This window comes from Pseudomonas sp. efr-133-TYG-23 (assembly GCF_030209215.1).
In the GTDB taxonomy this organism is placed as follows: Bacteria; Pseudomonadota; Gammaproteobacteria; order Pseudomonadales; family Pseudomonadaceae; genus Aquipseudomonas; species Aquipseudomonas rhodesiae.
Genome location: NZ_JARVSL010000022.1, coordinates 152988 through 168962, shown reverse-complemented (window position 1 = coordinate 168962; position 15975 = coordinate 152988). Strand labels below are relative to the sequence as shown.

The 15975-nt window shown below is 63.6% G+C and carries 18 protein-coding genes and 2 pseudogenes; 10 read left to right on the top strand and 10 right to left on the bottom strand.

Annotated elements, in window-relative coordinates:
* Window positions 1-26: 26 nt before the first annotated feature.
* Complete coding sequence (gene pdxH, locus QRN41_RS16600; RefSeq protein ID WP_040268603.1) at window positions 27-674, bottom strand: pyridoxamine 5'-phosphate oxidase; 648 nt, start codon at window positions 672-674, stop codon at window positions 27-29.
* Between the two features lie 99 nt (window positions 675-773).
* A pseudogene (norR, locus tag QRN41_RS16595) lies at window positions 774-1742 on the bottom strand (nitric oxide reductase transcriptional regulator NorR); the annotation flags it as partial.
* Between the two features lie 168 nt (window positions 1743-1910).
* Here norR and QRN41_RS16590 point away from each other — a divergent pair.
* Window positions 1911-2381 (top strand): annotated as a pseudogene (locus tag QRN41_RS16590) (hemerythrin domain-containing protein); the annotation flags it as partial.
* Here QRN41_RS16590 and QRN41_RS16585 read toward each other — a convergent pair.
* Both QRN41_RS16585 and QRN41_RS16580 read right to left on the bottom strand, forming a co-directional pair.
* Complete coding sequence (locus QRN41_RS16585) at window positions 2382-2813, bottom strand: hypothetical protein (RefSeq protein ID WP_167417475.1); 432 nt, start codon at window positions 2811-2813, stop codon at window positions 2382-2384.
* A 9-nt stretch (window positions 2814-2822) separates the two neighbouring features.
* Window positions 2823-4013 (bottom strand): NnrS family protein, encoded by a 1191-nt coding sequence (locus tag QRN41_RS16580; protein WP_167417474.1) that lies wholly within the window; start codon window positions 4011-4013, stop codon window positions 2823-2825.
* A gap of 222 nt (window positions 4014-4235) precedes the next feature.
* Between QRN41_RS16580 and QRN41_RS16575 the strand changes: the two genes are divergently transcribed.
* Together QRN41_RS16575 and QRN41_RS16570 are read left to right on the top strand one after the other, a co-directional pair.
* Window positions 4236-4952 (top strand): Crp/Fnr family transcriptional regulator, encoded by a 717-nt coding sequence (locus QRN41_RS16575; RefSeq protein WP_276574144.1) that lies wholly within the window; start codon window positions 4236-4238, stop codon window positions 4950-4952.
* Complete coding sequence (locus QRN41_RS16570; protein WP_034138468.1) at window positions 4949-5140, top strand: hypothetical protein; 192 nt, start codon at window positions 4949-4951, stop codon at window positions 5138-5140. The genes QRN41_RS16575 and QRN41_RS16570 overlap by 4 nt, the downstream gene beginning before the upstream one ends.
* Here QRN41_RS16570 and QRN41_RS16565 read toward each other — a convergent pair.
* From QRN41_RS16565 to QRN41_RS16555, 3 genes are all read right to left on the bottom strand, one after another.
* Complete coding sequence (locus tag QRN41_RS16565) at window positions 5134-6978, bottom strand: nitric oxide reductase activation protein NorD (RefSeq protein WP_167417473.1); 1845 nt, start codon at window positions 6976-6978, stop codon at window positions 5134-5136. The two genes, QRN41_RS16570 and QRN41_RS16565, sit on opposite strands and share 7 nt — an antisense overlap.
* 278 nt (window positions 6979-7256) lie before the next feature.
* Complete coding sequence (locus QRN41_RS16560; protein ID WP_167417472.1) at window positions 7257-8678, bottom strand: cbb3-type cytochrome c oxidase subunit I; 1422 nt, start codon at window positions 8676-8678, stop codon at window positions 7257-7259.
* Window positions 8679-8681: 3 nt separating this feature from the next.
* Window positions 8682-9122: a c-type cytochrome gene (locus tag QRN41_RS16555; protein ID WP_040268608.1), complete on the bottom strand. Its 441-nt coding sequence runs from the start codon at window positions 9120-9122 to the stop codon at window positions 8682-8684.
* 307 nt (window positions 9123-9429) lie between these two features.
* On the opposite strand from QRN41_RS16555, the gene QRN41_RS16550 reads away from it, so the two are divergent.
* Entirely contained in the window at window positions 9430-9732 is a 303-nt protein-coding gene (locus QRN41_RS16550; RefSeq protein ID WP_034138472.1) for a type II toxin-antitoxin system RelE/ParE family toxin, read from the top strand.
* A gap of 1 nt (window position 9733) precedes the next feature.
* Window positions 9734-10123, top strand: coding sequence for an addiction module antidote protein (locus tag QRN41_RS16545; RefSeq protein WP_167417471.1), 390 nt, complete (start codon window positions 9734-9736; stop codon window positions 10121-10123).
* Between the two features lie 106 nt (window positions 10124-10229).
* On the opposite strand, the gene QRN41_RS16540 is transcribed toward QRN41_RS16545, so the two are convergent.
* The 3 genes from QRN41_RS16540 to QRN41_RS16530 are packed head-to-tail and all read right to left on the bottom strand — an operon-like array spanning window position 10230 to window position 11786.
* Complete coding sequence (locus QRN41_RS16540) at window positions 10230-10457, bottom strand: cytochrome C oxidase subunit IV family protein (RefSeq protein ID WP_034098479.1); 228 nt, start codon at window positions 10455-10457, stop codon at window positions 10230-10232.
* A complete protein-coding gene (locus QRN41_RS16535) occupies window positions 10454-11026 on the bottom strand; it encodes a cytochrome c oxidase subunit 3 (protein ID WP_034098480.1) in 573 nt (190 codons plus the stop codon). Before QRN41_RS16535 ends, QRN41_RS16540 begins: the two co-directional genes overlap by 4 nt.
* Window positions 11010-11786, bottom strand: a complete 777-nt coding sequence (locus QRN41_RS16530; RefSeq protein WP_167417470.1) for a CbbQ/NirQ/NorQ/GpvN family protein — start codon at window positions 11784-11786, stop codon at window positions 11010-11012. The genes QRN41_RS16535 and QRN41_RS16530 overlap by 17 nt, the downstream gene beginning before the upstream one ends.
* A 195-nt stretch (window positions 11787-11981) precedes the next feature.
* On the opposite strand from QRN41_RS16530, the gene nirS reads away from it, so the two are divergent.
* Genes nirS through QRN41_RS16505 form a run of 5 tightly spaced genes read left to right on the top strand, consistent with a single transcriptional unit; the run spans window position 11982 to window position 15954 of the window.
* Entirely contained in the window at window positions 11982-13655 is a 1674-nt protein-coding gene (nirS, locus tag QRN41_RS16525; protein ID WP_167417469.1) for a nitrite reductase, read from the top strand.
* A gap of 24 nt (window positions 13656-13679) precedes the next feature.
* On the top strand, window positions 13680-13994 hold the full coding sequence (locus tag QRN41_RS16520) for a c-type cytochrome (RefSeq protein WP_167417468.1): 315 nt from the start codon (window positions 13680-13682) through the stop codon (window positions 13992-13994).
* Between the two features lie 16 nt (window positions 13995-14010).
* Entirely contained in the window at window positions 14011-14328 is a 318-nt protein-coding gene (locus QRN41_RS16515; RefSeq protein WP_034098488.1) for a c-type cytochrome, read from the top strand.
* Window positions 14325-15494, top strand: coding sequence for a cytochrome D1 domain-containing protein (locus QRN41_RS16510; RefSeq protein ID WP_285421851.1), 1170 nt, complete (start codon window positions 14325-14327; stop codon window positions 15492-15494). The genes QRN41_RS16515 and QRN41_RS16510 overlap by 4 nt, the downstream gene beginning before the upstream one ends.
* 1 nt (window position 15495) lies before the next feature.
* Window positions 15496-15954, top strand: coding sequence for an Lrp/AsnC family transcriptional regulator (locus QRN41_RS16505; protein ID WP_034098492.1), 459 nt, complete (start codon window positions 15496-15498; stop codon window positions 15952-15954).
* Window positions 15955-15975: the final 21 nt, after the last annotated feature.

Below are 15975 nucleotides of genomic sequence, written 5' to 3'. Positions count from 1 at the left end.
CCTATTCCTCCAAGGAGGTATGCCGGTCAGGGGGCCAGGCGCGTGTGCTGCCAGGTGCCCGCGTGCAGGCGGTAGTCGAGGCGGTCATGCAGGCGGTCGGGGCGGCCTTGCCAGAACTCGATGCGTTGCGGTTGCAGGCAGTAGCCGCCCCAGTGCTCGGGGCGTGGCGGTTGGCGCCCGGCGAAGCGCTCGGTGACTTCGCGCAAGCGGCCTTCCAGCTCGCTGCGATGGGCCAGAGGCTGGCTTTGGGGCGAGGCCCAGGCGCCCAACTGGCTGGCGGCCGGACGCGCGTCGAAGTAGTCATCGGACAGCTGCGTATCGGCGCGCACCACCGGCCCTTCTATGCGCACCTGGCGCTCCAGCCCCGGCCAGAAAAACGTCATGGCCGCATGGGGGTTGCTTGCCAGTTCCTGGCCCTTGGCACTCTGGTAATTGCAGAAAAAGAAAAACCCCTCGGCACTAAAACCCTTGAGCAGCAGGATGCGGCAGTGGGCATGCCCTTGGCTGTCAACGGTGGCCAGGGCCATGCTGTTGGCCTCGGCGGGCGGCACTTCGGTCTTGCGCGCCTGGCTCAGCCATTGGCCGAACAGCTCGATGGGATCGGCCTGCGCGGCTTCGTCCCGCAGACCATACAGGGTGTAGTTACGGCGCAATTGTGCAAGGGACAGGGGCATGGCGCGGTCCTCCGGAAAGTTCGCCACAGTGTGGGAACTGCCGCGGCTTTATCCCTTGATCACGATCAACATTCGTCCGTGGCATGACGCCGCATGGGGTTACTTGAGCCCCAATCTGCGCGCCAGCTTGTGCAGGTTGCTGGAATCCAGTCCCAACACCCGCGCGGCACCGGCCCAATTACCGCTGCAATGGGCAAGGGCTTGGCGGATCTTATCGCGCTGACAGTCATCCACGGCGGCGGCCAATGGCTGAAACGGCTCCCCCGGTACCGGGGCCGGTTGCGTTGTGGCCGTGCTGTCGCCCAGGCCCAGCCACTGCGGCTCCAGGCTCGTGGGCGCGCGGCGGCCGGCTCGACACAGCAGTTTTAGCGCCGCGCGGCTGATTACATGCTCCAGCTCGCGCACATTGCCCGGCCAGGCATAACTTTGCAGCGCCTGACGGGCCGTCGGCGACAGGCACAGCTCGCGCATGCCCAGGGCGGCGCGGCTGCGTTCGACAAAGTGCTCGGCCAACACCAGCACGTCGTCGCCGCGCTCGCGCAGGGCCGGGATCGCCACCGGGTACACCGAAAGGCGGTGATAGAGGTCGGCGCGAAACAGGCCGTCGCGCACGCGCTCCGCCAGATCGCGATTGGTGGCGGCGACGATACGCACATCCACGTGCAACGGGCGGTCGGCGCCCAAACGCTGGATCTCGCCGTTTTGCAGGGTGCGCAGCAACTTGGCCTGAACGCTCAGCGGCAGTTCCCCCACCTCGTCAAGAAACAGCGTGCCGCCATTGGCCGCATCGAAACGCCCGGCACGGTCGTGGCTGGCGCCGGAGAACGCACCTTTGACATGGCCGAACAGCTCGCTCTCGGCCAGCGCTTCCGGCAGCGCCGCGCAGTTGACCTGCACCAGCGGCCGCCGGCTGCGCCGCGACTGACGGTGCAGGCGCCGGGCAAACAGTTCCTTGCCCACGCCGGTCTCGCCTAGCAACAGCACCGGTAACTCGGTCTGCGCCAGCACCGCCAGCTCGTCGAGCAATTGGCGCAATACCCGGCTGTGGCCGAGGATCTCGTCGGCCGGTAGGGTCGCCTCGACCCTGATCGGGTTGGCGCTACCCTGGCATAGGGTGGTCATGATCACCTCACGTTGAAATAAAGCTCTACTTATCAATACGTTGCTGTTTGGCATGGCGCCTGCAACGGCCCGTGCAACCGTTAGCCCCGATGAGGACACCCGATGAACCTGAGCGACTGGAACACCCAACCCCAGGATCAACTGATCGATCACCTGCTGGCCCGCTACCACGCCCGGCATCGCGAGCAACTGCCGGAGCTGATTGGCCTGGCCAGCCGTGTCGAGCAAGTCCACGGTCATCATCTGCAATGCCCCAACGGCCTTGCGGACCTGCTGCGCGACATCCAGCAGGAACTGGAGAACCACATGCTCAAGGAGGAACAGGTACTGTTCCCGATGCTGCAGATGGGCATGGGCGCCCAGGCGAGCATGCCCATCCAGGTCATGCGGCATGAGCATGACCAGCACGGTGAGGCGCTGGAGCAACTGTTGAACCTGACCGATCACCTCTCGCCGCCGGCAGGCGCTTGCGGCACGTGGCGCAGCTTGTATAGCCACTTGGCGACTTTTCATGACGACCTGCGCGAGCACATCCGCCTGGAAAACCAGGTGCTGTTTGCCCGGGCGCTGAACCCGGCGGCCTGATCAGCGCACCATCAGTTTGGCCAGTACTACGATCAGCACCATATGCCCCAGGATGCTGCGGCGGATCCACGTCGCACGCCGGGGGCTCAAGCGCTGATGACTAAGCAGATAGGCCAGCCACACGTAGTGGCCGATGATGCTCAGGGCCAGCACGATCTTGAGGCTCAGCAACGCGGCAAAATGGCTGCCCCACGGCACGTTGAACACCCCGCGGTAATGCCAGGCCAAGCCGATACCGGCGCCGTACAGCACCACCACCACGGCATGCAGCACCCGCCGCGTGCGCCGGGCGATGGCGTGGTCCGAGGTGAACTGCGCCGACCACGCCAGCTCTTGGCGCGCGCTGTGCCAGATCACCACTTCAAAAAACAGCGTGCCGATAAAGGCGATGGCCGCCAGCAGATGCACAATCAGTAAGCCAGAGTAGAGCATTGCGTTCTCCTAACCGGGATGGCCATCGACACGTGGGCGGCACAGCATCGGGCCGTAGCGCCACAGGTACAGGCCGAGTCCGACGGTCCAGCAGACCGCCGCCAGCCACAGCGCGGCGAGCGGCCACACCAATACCAGCAGCACGCGGCAAACAGCGGCCAGGTTCAGCAGTACAAAGGCCAGGGTCATGCCGCTGGGCGGCTGCAATGGCCGGCCAGTGTGACCAAGGCTGACGCGGGCGATCATCGCCAGAATCAACCCGCCCATGGCGCCCACCGTCAAGGCGTGCACCGCCAGGCTGGGGTTGAGCGGCGCGCCGAAATGCCACAGCGCCATGCCCAGGCACGCCACCGCGAGCCAGGCATACGCCAGGTGCAACGACCACAGCAGCGGCACCCGCCACAGCCCCCGGTCATGCCAGCGCAACAGACGCACCACATGCCCCGCCGCCAGCGCGGCGAACAGCACGCCGGTCCAGGGGCTGGCCGCCAGCGCCAACCCCACGGCATACAACACCGCCACCAGCAACGAGCCGCCGAGCAACAGACGGTCCAGCCACGGCCACGGCTTGACCGCTTCGACCCGGCCCACACCGCGCTGGGTGAAGAACGGAATCACCCGCCCACCGATCAAGCCCATCATCGCCGCCACCAGCCACACGCCGGTCAACACCGACTGGCGCTGCCAGCCTTCGTCCTGGCGCCACAGCCCATACAGCGACAGCCCGTCCGCCACGGCCAACAGCGCCAGCACCAGCACTACCGGGTAATTGCGCGACTGCCGCACTTGCCAAAGGGTCCAGCCCATCACGCCGGCGACGGCCAGCGGGAACGCCAGTTCCAGCAGTGTGAGCACCGGCCAGGGCAAATCCAGCAGCCAACCGATGCGCGCCGCCAGCCACAACGCCGCCAGCCCCTGCAAGGCACCGCCGCTAAGCCCCGGGCGACCGGTCCAAGTCTGCACGGCCGTGAGCAAAAACCCGGCGATGATCGCCAGGCCAAAGCCGAACAGCAGTTCATGCCGATGCCAGGCCAGCCAACCGCCGGCTGGTTGCCAGGCCCCCGTGTGCCCGCCCAGGGCCAGCAGCCATAACGGGATAACCAACGCGGCCAACAGGCAGGCGCCGAGGAAAAATGGCCGGAAAGCCAGGCGAAACAATGGGGTAATCGACATGGCCTTGCGCCGATCGAGCACTTGCATAACACGGTCTCCCTTCAGGACTGTGGCGATGTTGCGCCGATGGCCGTGCGTTGCCCTTGTCGTAGATCAAGTCGCGGCCCGGCCATCGCGCGTACGCTTGCGCTACGCCAATATTGACTATCACCGTGGAGCCACGATGAAAAACGCCTACGTCCCCCTCGCCTGGTTTGTGATCCTTGGCTCCATGCTCGCTGCGGCCAGCGGCGTGTCCCTGGTGTTGGTGTGAACGCCCCGCTGATTTTCAAGGAGCCAGGCCGGGTGTTGCATCGCGTGCATCACCAGATCCTGCGCAGCCACCACCTGTTCGAACCGCTGAACGAGGAGGAACTGGACGACTTGATGAGCAGCAGTCAGTTGCTCAGCGTCGACAAAGGCGAGCCGTTGTTCCGCCAGGGCGAGCCGGCCGAGGCGTTTTATTTCGTGATTGCCGGCGCGGTGAAGATCTACCGCCTGACTCCGGATGGCCAGGAGAAGGTCTTTGAGGTGATCGGCGAGCGACAGACCTTCGCCGAGGCGATGATGCTGATGGACACTCCCAACTACGTGGCCTGCGCTGAAGCGGTGTGCCCGACCCAGTTGTACCGGTTGTCCAACGCCACCTATATGCGCCTGTTGCACAGCAACAGCCGCCTGACCTTTGCCCTGCTCGGCAAGCTGTGTGTGCGCCTGCACCAGCGGGTCAACGAGATCGAAACCCTGTCGCTGAAAAACGCTACGCACCGTGTGGTGCGCTATCTGCTGACCCAACTAATGCACTTGCACGGCGGTGACAGCCGTTTTGAACTGCCGATGGCCAAGCAGTTGATCGCCGGGCACCTGTCGATCCAGCCGGAGACGTTTTCGCGAATTATCCGGCGCTTGATCGACGAACACATCATCACTCAGGACGGTCGCCAGATCACCATTCTCGACCGTGCGCGCCTGGAGCAATTCGAGTGAAAACCTGCCTGTATTGCCAACGGCGCAACGCGCTGGAACGCGATACCTGCGAAGGCTGCGGCATGCCGCTGCCGGCGTCCGAGGCCAGCGGCATGGCCCGCCGACTGAGCCGCTTCCAATGGTTCTGCGTGGGCCTCACGCTGTTTTGCGTCGCCATGTTCTTCTGGCTGCCACGGGACATCTACTGACGTTCGGTCAATTGCCGGTACAGCTGCGGTAACCGCTGGGGCAACTGGCCGGGTTGGCGGATCAGGGTAAAGCCATGGGCACCGAACATGTACGGCAGGTAGTCGCCGGCCTGTTTGTCGATGGTGATACAGAACGGGATCAACCCCTGGCGCCGCGCCTCCAACACCGCCTGACGGGTGTCTTCGACGCCGTAGCGTCCTTCATACAGGTCCAGGTCATTGGGCTTGCCGTCGGTCAACAGCAACAGCAATTTGCGCCGTTGGGCGCAGGCCCCGAGCAACTGGGTGGCTTGGCGAATGGCCGCGCCCATGCGCGTGTAGTACCCGGGCTTGAGCGCTTGGATCGCGCCGCGGGTGTGGTCGTCGTAGGGTTGCGCAAAACTTTTGAGCTGTTGCAAACGCACCTGATGGCGACGCAGGGATGAAAACCCATACAGCGCAAAACGATCCCCCGCCCCCGCCAGGCTTTCGCCGAACAGCAAAAGGCTGTCGCGGATCACGTCGATCACGGTTTGCTCGTCGTTCAGGTGCGCATCGGTGGACATCGACACGTCCGCCAGCAGCAAGCACGCCAGGTCGCGATGATGGTGACGCTGCTCCAGGAACAGACCCCGTTCGGCGCACGCGCCGTGCTGACGCTCGACGTGAAAATCCAGCCAGGCCTGCAAGTCCAATTCACTGCCTTGGGCTTGCTGGCGCTGCCACTGGCGGTCGGTGCGCAGGCGCATAAATTGCTGGCGCAGGCGCCGGGCCTCGGCGTGTAGACGGGGCGGCAAGGGCTGCGGCTGGGCGTCGCGCGGTTGCATCGTTTGCAGATTGACGAAGCCGTCTTGCAGGCACTGGCGGCGGTAGTCCCATTCGGGCAGTTTGATGCCCTCCCCCAAGGGAATGTCATCCACATCCGCCGGCGGCAGGTCCAGGTGCAGCTTGAGGCCGCCGCTCTTGCGCACCCGCTGGCGCGACAGGCTCAAGTGGTCGAGGTCTTCGGCGACACGGGCGGCGTCGGGGTCGTGGCTGTCGTCGGACCAGCGATCAAGCTCGACGTGTTCGCTCCAACTGAACAGGTTCTCCAAGCGCACCACCAGCAGGCCGCCGTCGCGACTGTGATCGTCCACACGGCTGGCACGCTTGGGCGCGCCCTGCTGCTCCCCGGGCGGGGTGGCGAAGTCGTCGCCGTCGTCATCTTCACCGTCCAGGGCTTGAGGCGAATCCAGGTGCAACGGCGGATAGAGCCATAAGGGCAGCGGCCAGGCGGCGCGTTCGCTACGGGGCAGCTGGCGCACACTGCCCGGCTCGCGCAGGGCCTTGCGCAAGGCGTTTTCCAGGGCGGCTTCAGCGCGATTGAGGCTGGCCGGGTCGGGGCGCAGCGCGATATGGGCTTCCACCAAACGCTGGTAGCCGGGCAGCAGCGCCGGGTAGCGTTGCAGCAGCAGCCAGGTCCAGCGTTGGTTGTCCCGGGCCCAATGGGTCATGGGGCCGGCGTGGGCGGCCAGCAGCGCCAGCCAGCGGTACAACTCCAGGTTCAACGCGACGGTCGGGAACACCGCCAGGCTCGACGGCAGGCGCAGGCGGTTGCCATCGCAGCACGCCAGTGGCGCCTGCTTACAGGTGCCGGCGATGCGCATCAGCAGGTTGCGACGCAGCAGCAGGTCGCGTTCGCTGGCAGCTTCCAGGGCGATCCCGCTGGCACCGCCCAGGGCACGGAACAATAGCGCCAGGCTGCGCTGGCGGTCGGCCAGATCGACCCGCGCGAGGGGAAAATCCACGCGGGCACGGCGAGTGATAAAGCGATGCCAGACACTGCCGACCCACTCTTCCAGCTCCAGGGTAAAGGCCATGGGATGGGCTCCAACTTAGGGATTCGACGGGCACAGCGGGATCCAAATGTGTGAGGAGCTGCCGCTGGGCAGAGGTGTCTAAACAAATTCCACAGACTGACACCTGACGCTGTGGTGAGCAGGCTTGCCCTGCGCTGGGCTGCGAAGCAGTCCCATTCCAGACGATGCGTTTCATCTGGTATACCGAGGCGCCTGGCTGGGGGGCCGCTTCGCAGCCCAGCGCAGGGCAAGCCTGCTCACTACAACAAATCTGCTCCCACATTGGGATCGCGTTACTTTCAGTAGACGATCGGCACCGCTGCCCCAGCCATTCGGGCGCGTTGCCGGAAGCTGTACAGGTAGCAGAGCAGCCCAAGCAGGAACACCAGGCCGCAAACCAATCGGGCCCAGAACAGCAGGCGCAGATGCTCCACCGTGGCCATGAACGGCAGTGCCACGCCATCCACCGGCCAGCGCTGCAACCACACTTGCACGGCGCCGGCGGCGGTGAGGAACAAGGTGATCATCACCATCGACAGCACCATCATCCAGAAGCCCCACACTTCGACGGTCTGCGAGCGCGCATCCGGCGCTTCACCGATTCCGCGCAAGCGCGGCATGGCGTAGCTGATCAGGGTCATCACGATCATGGCGTAGGCGCCGAAGAACGCCAGGTGGCCGTGAGCCGCCGTGAGCTGAGTGCCGTGGGTGTAGAAGTTGACCGGTGCCAGGGTATGCAGGAACCCCCATACACCCGCGCCGAAAAACGCCGTGACCGTGGTGCCCTTGGCCCACAACGTCGCCGCGCGATTAGGGTGCTGGCGCCGCCGGCGTTTGACCATGGTGAAGGCGAACATCACCATCGCCAGGAACGGCAGCGGTTCCAGGGCCGAGAAGATCGAACCGACCCACAACCACACCTGCGGTGCGCCGATCCAGAAAAAGTGGTGGCCGGTGCCGATGATGCCGGTGATCAAGGCCATGGCGATGATCACGTACAACCATTTTTCCACCACTTCGCGGTCGACCCCGGTCACCTTGATCAGCACGAACGCCAGCATCGAGCCCATGATCAATTCCCACACGCCTTCCACCCACAGATGCACCACCCACCACCAGTAGAACTTATCCCGTGCCAGGTTGCCGGGGTTGTAGAAGGAGAACAGGAAGAACACCGCGAGGCCGATCAGACCGGTCATCATCACCAGGCTGACCGTGGTTTTGCGGCCTTTGAGCAGGGTCATGCCGATGTTGTAGAGAAAGCCCAGGCACACCACCACGATGCCCATTTTGGTGATGGTCGGTTGCTCAAGAAACTCACGCCCCATGGTCGGCAGCAGTTCGTTGTGGGTCAGTTTGGCCAGCGCCGCATACGGCACCAGCAGGTAGCCGAGAATGGTCAGCACCCCCGCCACGGCGAACACCCAGAAAAGCACGATCGCCAGTTTGGGGCTGTGCAATTCGCGGTCGGCCTCTTCGGGCACCAAGTAATACGCGGCCCCCATAAAGCCGAACAGCAGCCACACGATCAGCAGATTGGTGTGAACCATCCGCGCCACGTTGAAAGGAATCAGCGGGAACAGAAAGTCGCCGATCACGTATTGCAGGCCCATGATCAGCCCGAACAGCACCTGGCCGACGAACAGCATCAGCGCAAACACGAAGTAGGGTTTGGCCACGGCCTGGGATTGGAATTTCAGATAGGGGTTGGCGCTGTGCATGGCTCAGCCCTCCTTGTTCGGTGGCCAGTTATTGGTATCGATCTTCGAACTCCATTTAAGGAACTCGGCCATGTCATCCACCTCTTGGTCAGTAAGGTTGAATTGCGGCATGGCCCGACGCCCCGGAACCCCCAGGGGCTGCATTTTCATCCAGGCATGCAGGAACGGTTTAAACCCCTCTTCGCCCCCGCGCCGCTTGAACACATTGCCCAGCTCCGGGGCAAAGTACGCGCCCTCGCCGAGCAGGGTGTGGCAGCCGATGCAATTGTTGCGCTCCCACACGCCCTTGCCGCGCACCACCGATTCGGTGAGCTGATCAACGTTGCTGCGGGTGGGAAAGGTTTGTTCGGTGTGATAGGTCAGGGCCAGGAAAATCAGGAAGAAAAACACGCTTCCTCCGAAGTAGATATTCCTGGCCATGCCCTTGGTGAAGGTATCTGACATGGTCGCTTCCTCATGGCTTGGCGGGGGTCATGATAGGAAGGCGGCGGGCGAAAACGGCTTGATGGCGATCAAGAAATGTTGATGGTTTTGGTCGGGTATGGATCGGACCCACCTGCCACTTCATTCGGCACAAATGGGAGTGCTCTAAACGAGTTTCAGCGCATGAAGGCAGAAGGAGAAACACGCGCTAATAGTCTCGTCTGGCCGCAAGTACGACCGCTGGACTAGGTTTTTTTCTTCCGGTTCTTTGCGGAACTAAAAATCCCTAGCAATCAAGAGAAGTAGCCAGTAGGCTACATTAAACTGTATGACCAATCTCATCGGCAGGACGCCGGAGTTCGATACATGGCTCGACGGTATGAGAGATATCGATGGAAAAGCCGCTGTACTGACGCGGTTGGATCGAGCCGAGGAAAACAACTTCGGCGATTGTGAACCCGTTGGCGACGGCATGAGTGAAATGCGTGTGTTTGTCGGGCCTGGCTACAGAATTTATTTTGTGCGTACGGGTATCGCTGCTTACTTGATGCTTTGGGGCAGCGATAAAACCGACCAGAAAAGAGCGATCAAACGGGCAAAAGAGATTCTCGATGCCCTGAGAGGTGGATGAAATGACTGAATCGAAATTCAAACCCGAGGACATGCCGGTCCTCGATCTTGATACCTCCGGCACAAGCGTTTATGAGGCTTCGCGCTTCCTCGACAGCCCGGAAACCATCAGCGCTTATCTGGCGCAAAGCATGCACTCGCACGACCCGCAGTTGCTGATGAAAGCGCTTGCCGAAGTGGCCAAGGCCCAAGGTGTGAACAAGGTCGCGGAGGCCGCGGGGGTTAATCGCGAGAGCCTGTATAAAACGCTCAAGGGTGGCTCGAAAACCCGTTATGAAACGGTCCAGAAGCTGATGCTGGCCTTAGGTGTCGAACTGACTGTACAGCCGATTGCAGCAGCGAGACTCAAGAGAACTGTACGAACCAAGCCGCCGGCGCCCGGTAAGCTCTGAGCGAACGACCGTCCTCAGTGGGAGGCTTGCCTCCCAGCGCCCCAGGCCACGAGGCGCGCGGTTCAGGCATTGGTGTCCTGCCAGGTCCTTAAGGGTGATCGAATTCTCAAGCACTCAACCCCACAATCCCCGCCAACACCACCAGCCCCCACCCCAGCATCGCCACCCTCCACTTCCAGGGCCCGTGCCGCAACTCCATAAACCCATCCACAATCACCCAGCCCTTGACCATCGCCAGCAGCACCACTACCCCCGCCGCGCCACTCCACACGGTGCCGAGGCTCAGTACCATCAGGCCCGCCCAACACAGCCACAACCTCACTGAGCTGTTCATCGGATCACATACACCAGGGCAAACAACACCACCCACACCAGGTCGACCATGTGCCAATACAACACGCCGGATTCCAGCCCACTCAAGCGCGGTGCCAGGTACTGCCGTTGCCAGCAGCGCCACCCGAGCCAAGCGAGAATCACCAGGCCCAGCAGCACATGCAAAAAGTGAAAGCCGGTGACGATCCAGTACAAGGTGAAGAACGTGCTGCGCTCAAGCCCCAGCCCTGCGTCGATCAGATGGCGGTATTCGGTGAGTTTGATCCACACATACACCAGCGCCACCAGCCATGCGCCGAGCAGCAAGACACTACCGCGCCGCGCGCGACCCAGGCGCACCTGCTGCACGGCCAATGCGGCCAACGCACCCGCGCTCAACAGGCTGTAGGTCATTGCCAGGCCGGTCGAGGTATCCAGTTGCGCGCGCCCTAGGGCGAACACCTCGGGCTGGAGCCGCTGGGTCACGGCAAACGCCAGGATCAATATCGCGAACACGGTCAGTTCAGCGAGTATGAACAACCACATCGCCACGTCCCCCGGCAGGCGCCGGGGCTCAGGCAAAGTGCACATCCACCACGTCCATCAGCGCCGCGATGGTTTGCGGGTCGTCGCTCAGGGCCTGGGCCAGGCAGGCCATGCACGCTTCGCGCGGGGGCATGCCGGCGGCGATCAGGCGCGCGGTAAAAATCAGCAGGCGGGTGGAGGCCACTTCCTCCAGGTCGTGCTGATCGAGGCGCCGCAAGGCTTGGCCAAGGCGCACCACCTGGCTGGCCAGGGCGTTATCCACCTGCGCTTCGCGCGCGACGATACGCGCTTCGTCCGCCGCCGCCGGGTAGTCGAAACGCAGCGCCACGAAGCGCTGGCGAGTGCTGGGTTTCATGCCCTTGAGCAGGTTCTGGTAACCGGGGTTATACGACACCACCAGCATGAATGACGGCGGCGCCTTGACCACTTCGCCGGTGCGTTCCAGGTACAGCTCGCGACGGTCGTCGGCTACCGGGTGCAGGACCACGGCGGTGTCCTGGCGCGCTTCGACCACTTCATCCAGGTAACAGATGCCGCCGTCGCGCACAGCGCGGGTCAGCGGGCCGTCCTGCCACCAGGTGCCTTGGCTGCCGATCAGATGGCGACCGACCAGGTCGGCGGCGCTCAGATCGTCGTGGCAGGCCACGGTGTATAGGGGCAGGTTCAGGCGATGCGCCATGTGCTGCACGAAGCGGGTCTTGCCGCAGCCGGTAGGGCCCTTGATCAGCACCGGCATGCGGTGCTGCCAGGCGTGTTCGAACAGACGCTGTTCGTTGTCGAGAGGCTGATAGAAAGGCGCGTTCATCGTGTATATCCGAGGCGGGTTCGAGGGCCACGCTAAGGGCGCCTGCGACAACCTGGCAAGCGCTAACCCAGGCAAACTTGATCGCCGTCAAGCGAGCTTTGCAACGCCACGCCATAGTCTGGCCCGGCACTAAGAACCTGCGCCCCGCACCGTGTTGCGAGGCACCGCAAAGGTCTCGCCTGAGGAGTAAATGGAATGCTGACTCGCCGCACGAACCCCTTCACCTTAAGCCTCGCCAGCCTCGGCTGCGCACTGGCCCTGACCCTGCCCCTGAGCGCCCACGGCAACGCCCAGCCCGCCGTGGTCAAGACCGCCGGCGCGCCGGACATGAGCCAGGCTGATTTCGACGCGTCCAAACAGATCTATTTCGAACGCTGCGCCGGCTGCCACGGCGTGCTGCGCAAGGGAGCCACCGGCAAGCCCCTGACGCCGGATATCACCCAGGCCCGTGGCCAGGCCTACCTGGAAGCGCTGATCACCTACGGCTCGCCCGCCGGCATGCCGAACTGGGGCACCTCCAATGCGCTGACCAAAGCGCAGATCAGCAGCATGGCCACCTTTATCCAGCACACCGCGCCGACGCCGCCGGAATGGGGCATGGCCGAGACGCTCAAGACCTGGAAACTGCTGGTCAAGCCCGAAGACCGCCCGAAAAAACAGCTCAATCACCTCAACCTGCAAAACCTGTTTTCAGTGACCTTGCGCGACGACGGCAAGATCGCCCTGGTGGACGGCGACACCAAGCAGATCGTCAAGCTGATCGACACCGGTTATGCCGTGCATATTTCGCGGATCTCCGCCTCGGGTCGCTACCTGCTGGTGATCGGCCGTGACGCCAAGATCGACATGATCGACCTGTGGCCCGCCGAGCCCACCAAAGTCGCCGAAATCAAGGTGGGCATCGAGGCGCGGTCGGTGGAGACCTCGAAGTTCAAGGGCTACGAAGACAAGTACACGATTGCCGGGGCCTACTGGCCGCCGCAGTTCACCCTGATGGACGGCGAAACCCTGGAACCCAAGCAGATCGTCTCCACCCGCGGCATGACCGTCGACAAGCAGGAGTACCACCCAGAACCCCGTGTGGCGGCGATCATCGCGTCCCATGAGTGGCCGGAGTTCATCGTCAACGTCAAGGAAACCGGCAAGGTCATGCTGGTCAACTACCAGGACATCAAGAACCTCACCATCACCACCATCGACGCCGCGCCGTTCCTGCACGACGGCGGCTGGGACAGCACCCACCGCTACTTCCTCACGGCGGCCAACAACTCGAACAAGGTGGCGGTGATCGACTCCAAGGCGCGCACCCTCGCCGCGCTGGTGGACGTGGGCAAGACCCCGCACCCCGGGCGTGGCGCCAACTTTATCCACCCCACCTACGGGCCGGTGTGGGCCACCAGCCACTTGGGCGACGGCGGTATTTCGGTGATCGGCACCGACCCGATCAAGCACCCGCAATACGCCTGGAAACAGGTGGAAACCCTCAAGGGCCAGGGCGGCGGTTCGCTGTTTATCAAGACCCACCCCAACTCCCATCACCTGTACGTGGACACCACTCTCAACCCCGACGCCAAGCTCAGCCAGTCGGTGGCGGTGTTCGATATCAACCAGCTCGACAAGGGCTACACCGTGCTGCCGATCGCCGAATACTCGGGGATCAAGCAAGGCGCTCTGCGCGTGGTGCAACCGGAATACAACAAGGCCGGCGACGAGGTGTGGTTCTCGGTGTGGAACGGCCAGACCGAAGAATCGGCGCTGGTGGTGATCGATGACAAAACCCTGAAGCTCAAGCAGGTGATCAAGGACAAACGCCTGATCACCCCAACCGGCAAATTCAACGTTTACAACACCCAACACGACATTTATTGAGCCCCATCAACACGAGGTCCGCCCATGAAAAATATGCTCCTCGCACTGCTGGCTTGCAGCGCTGCGTTCAGCCTGCAGCCGGCCCTGGCTCAAGACGGCCAAGCCCTGTTCAACAGTAAACCCTGTGTCGGCTGCCACACCCTGGACAGCAAGTTGGTAGGCCCGGCCATGAAGGATGTCGCCGCCAAGAACACCGGCGTGAAAGACGCCGCCGCGACCCTGGCCAGTCATATCAAGAACGGCACCCAGGGTAACTGGGGGCCGATCCCGATGCCGCCGAACCAGGTCACCGATGAAGAAGCCAAGGTGTTGGCCGATTGGGTCCTGAGCTTGAAATAACCACAAGGAGCACGCCATGAAAGCATCGATGTTCGGTTCGGCCATGGCGGTGCTCATGCTGATTCCCGCGTGGGCGACGGCGACACCCGACGCCGCCCGCCTCGAACACCTGCTGACTCAGGACTGCGGCGCCTGCCATGGCCTGCACCTGACCGGCGGCCTCGGCCCGCCCCTCACGCCCCAGGCCCTGGCCGGCCAACCCCGCGCCAGCCTGATCGCCACCATCACTTACGGTCGCCCAGCCCGCGCCATGCCCGGCTGGGGCCCACTGCTCAGCGCCGGCGATATTGCCTGGCTGGCCGACCGCCTGCTGCAAGGACGCCCCACCCCATGATGCGACCCGCCGTGTTCTCCCTGTGCCTGCTGCTCGGCGCCTGTGCCCAACCGACGCTGCGCGGCAGCGGTGATCTGGGCCTGGTGATCGAACGTGCCAGCGGCAGTGTGCAGATCGTTGAAAGCAGCGGCATGACCGAGCTGGCGCGCATCGAAGGGCTGGGCGATCTGTCCCACGCCTCGGCGGTGTTTTCCCGCGACCAACGCTATGCCTATGTGTTTGCCCGCGACGGCGGCTTGACCAAGGTCGACTTGCTGACCCAGCGCATCGCTAAACGCATCATCCAGGGCGGCAACAGTATTGGCGGCGCGATCAGCCAGGATGGCCGCCTGATTGCCGTGTCCAACTACCAGCCGGGCGGGGTCAAGGTGTTCGATGCCGTCACCTTGAAGCAGGTCGCCGACATTCCCGCCACGCCCCTGGCCAACGGCAAACGCTCGCGGGTGGTGGGGCTGGTGGACGCGCCGGGGCAGCGTTTCGTGTTCAGCCTGTTCGACACCGGCGAGATCTGGAGCGCGGACTTCAGCCACGGCAACACCCCAACCCTCACCCGTTTCACCGGCATCGGCGAGCAGCCCTATGACGCACTGATCACCGCCGACGGTCGCTACTACATGGCCGGTCTGTTCGGCGAGGACGGCATGGCCCAGCTCGACCTGTGGCACCCGGAGCGCGGTGTGCAACGGGTACTCAAGGACTACGGACGCGGGCAGGCCAAGTTGCCGGTTTACAAAATGCCGCACCTGGAAGGCTGGGCCGTAGCCGACAACCAGGCGTTCGTGCCCGCCGTGGGCCAACACCAGGTGTTGGTGATGGACGCGCGCAGTTGGCAGCAGAGCGCCGCGATCGCCGTGGCCGGCCAGCCGATCTTCGTCACCGCACGGCCGGATGGGCGCCAGCTGTGGGTCAATTTCGCCTACCCGGACAACGACCGCGTGCAGGTGATCGACAGCGAAACCCATCAAGTGATCGCCGACCTGCGCCCCGGCCCCGGCGTGCTGCACATGGAGTTCACCGGGCGCGGCGAACAGCTGTGGCTGTCGGTGCGCGACGGCGAGCAGGTGCAGGTCTGGGACCCGTATCGAATGACTTTGCTCAAGACCTTGCCGGCCTTGAGCCCCAGCGGAATTTTCTTCAGCACTCGTGCACAAAAAATGGGGTATTGAGATGGACCTTGATCGACTCAGCCAGCACTTGATCGAACGCTACCAGCACGGCATGCCGCTGTGCGCCGAACCGTACCGGGAAATGGCCCAGGTCTTGAAGTGCAGCGAGGCCGAACTGATGACCTGCCTGCAACGCCTGGAACTGGCCGGCGCCCTCTCGCGCGTCGGCCCGGTGTTCGAACATACCCGCGCCGGTGCCAGCACCCTGGCCGCCCTGGCAGTCCCGGCCGAACGCCTGGAACAGGTGGCGGCGCGGGTCAGCCAATACCCGGAAGTCAATCACAACTACGCCCGCGAGCATCACTACAACCTGTGGTTCGTGGTGACCGGCCCGCACCGTCAACATCTACAGCAGATCCTCGATGAGCTGGAACAAGACACCGGCCTGACACCGCTGGATCTGCCGATGCTCAGCGCCTACCGCATCGACCTCGGGTTCTCCCTGGGAGGGCATCCGTGATCGCGCCGCTGACCCAGGAGC

Excerpts from the sequence above, each read along its gene's own strand:
- pdxH (WP_040268603.1), bottom strand. The coding sequence starts at position 674 with ATGCCCCTGTCCCTTGCACAATTGCGCCGTAACTACACCCTGTATGGT.
- QRN41_RS16585 (WP_167417475.1), bottom strand. The coding sequence starts at position 2,813 with ATGCTCTACTCTGGCTTACTGATTGTGCATCTGCTGGCGGCCATCGCC.
- QRN41_RS16580 (WP_167417474.1), bottom strand. The coding sequence starts at position 4,013 with ATGCAAGTGCTCGATCGGCGCAAGGCCATGTCGATTACCCCATTGTTT.
- QRN41_RS16565 (WP_167417473.1), bottom strand. The coding sequence starts at position 6,978 with ATGGCCTTTACCCTGGAGCTGGAAGAGTGGGTCGGCAGTGTCTGGCAT.
- QRN41_RS16560 (WP_167417472.1), bottom strand. The coding sequence starts at position 8,678 with ATGCACAGCGCCAACCCCTATCTGAAATTCCAATCCCAGGCCGTGGCC.
- QRN41_RS16555 (WP_040268608.1), bottom strand. The coding sequence starts at position 9,122 with ATGTCAGATACCTTCACCAAGGGCATGGCCAGGAATATCTACTTCGGA.
- QRN41_RS16550 (WP_034138472.1), top strand. The coding sequence starts at position 9,430 with ATGACCAATCTCATCGGCAGGACGCCGGAGTTCGATACATGGCTCGAC.
- QRN41_RS16545 (WP_167417471.1), top strand. The coding sequence starts at position 9,734 with ATGACTGAATCGAAATTCAAACCCGAGGACATGCCGGTCCTCGATCTT.
- QRN41_RS16540 (WP_034098479.1), bottom strand. The coding sequence starts at position 10,457 with ATGAACAGCTCAGTGAGGTTGTGGCTGTGTTGGGCGGGCCTGATGGTA.
- QRN41_RS16535 (WP_034098480.1), bottom strand. The coding sequence starts at position 11,026 with ATGTGCACTTTGCCTGAGCCCCGGCGCCTGCCGGGGGACGTGGCGATG.
- QRN41_RS16530 (WP_167417470.1), bottom strand. The coding sequence starts at position 11,786 with ATGAACGCGCCTTTCTATCAGCCTCTCGACAACGAACAGCGTCTGTTC.
- nirS (WP_167417469.1), top strand. The coding sequence starts at position 11,982 with ATGCTGACTCGCCGCACGAACCCCTTCACCTTAAGCCTCGCCAGCCTC.
- QRN41_RS16520 (WP_167417468.1), top strand. The coding sequence starts at position 13,680 with ATGAAAAATATGCTCCTCGCACTGCTGGCTTGCAGCGCTGCGTTCAGC.
- QRN41_RS16515 (WP_034098488.1), top strand. The coding sequence starts at position 14,011 with ATGAAAGCATCGATGTTCGGTTCGGCCATGGCGGTGCTCATGCTGATT.
- QRN41_RS16510 (WP_285421851.1), top strand. The coding sequence starts at position 14,325 with ATGATGCGACCCGCCGTGTTCTCCCTGTGCCTGCTGCTCGGCGCCTGT.
- QRN41_RS16505 (WP_034098492.1), top strand. The coding sequence starts at position 15,496 with ATGGACCTTGATCGACTCAGCCAGCACTTGATCGAACGCTACCAGCAC.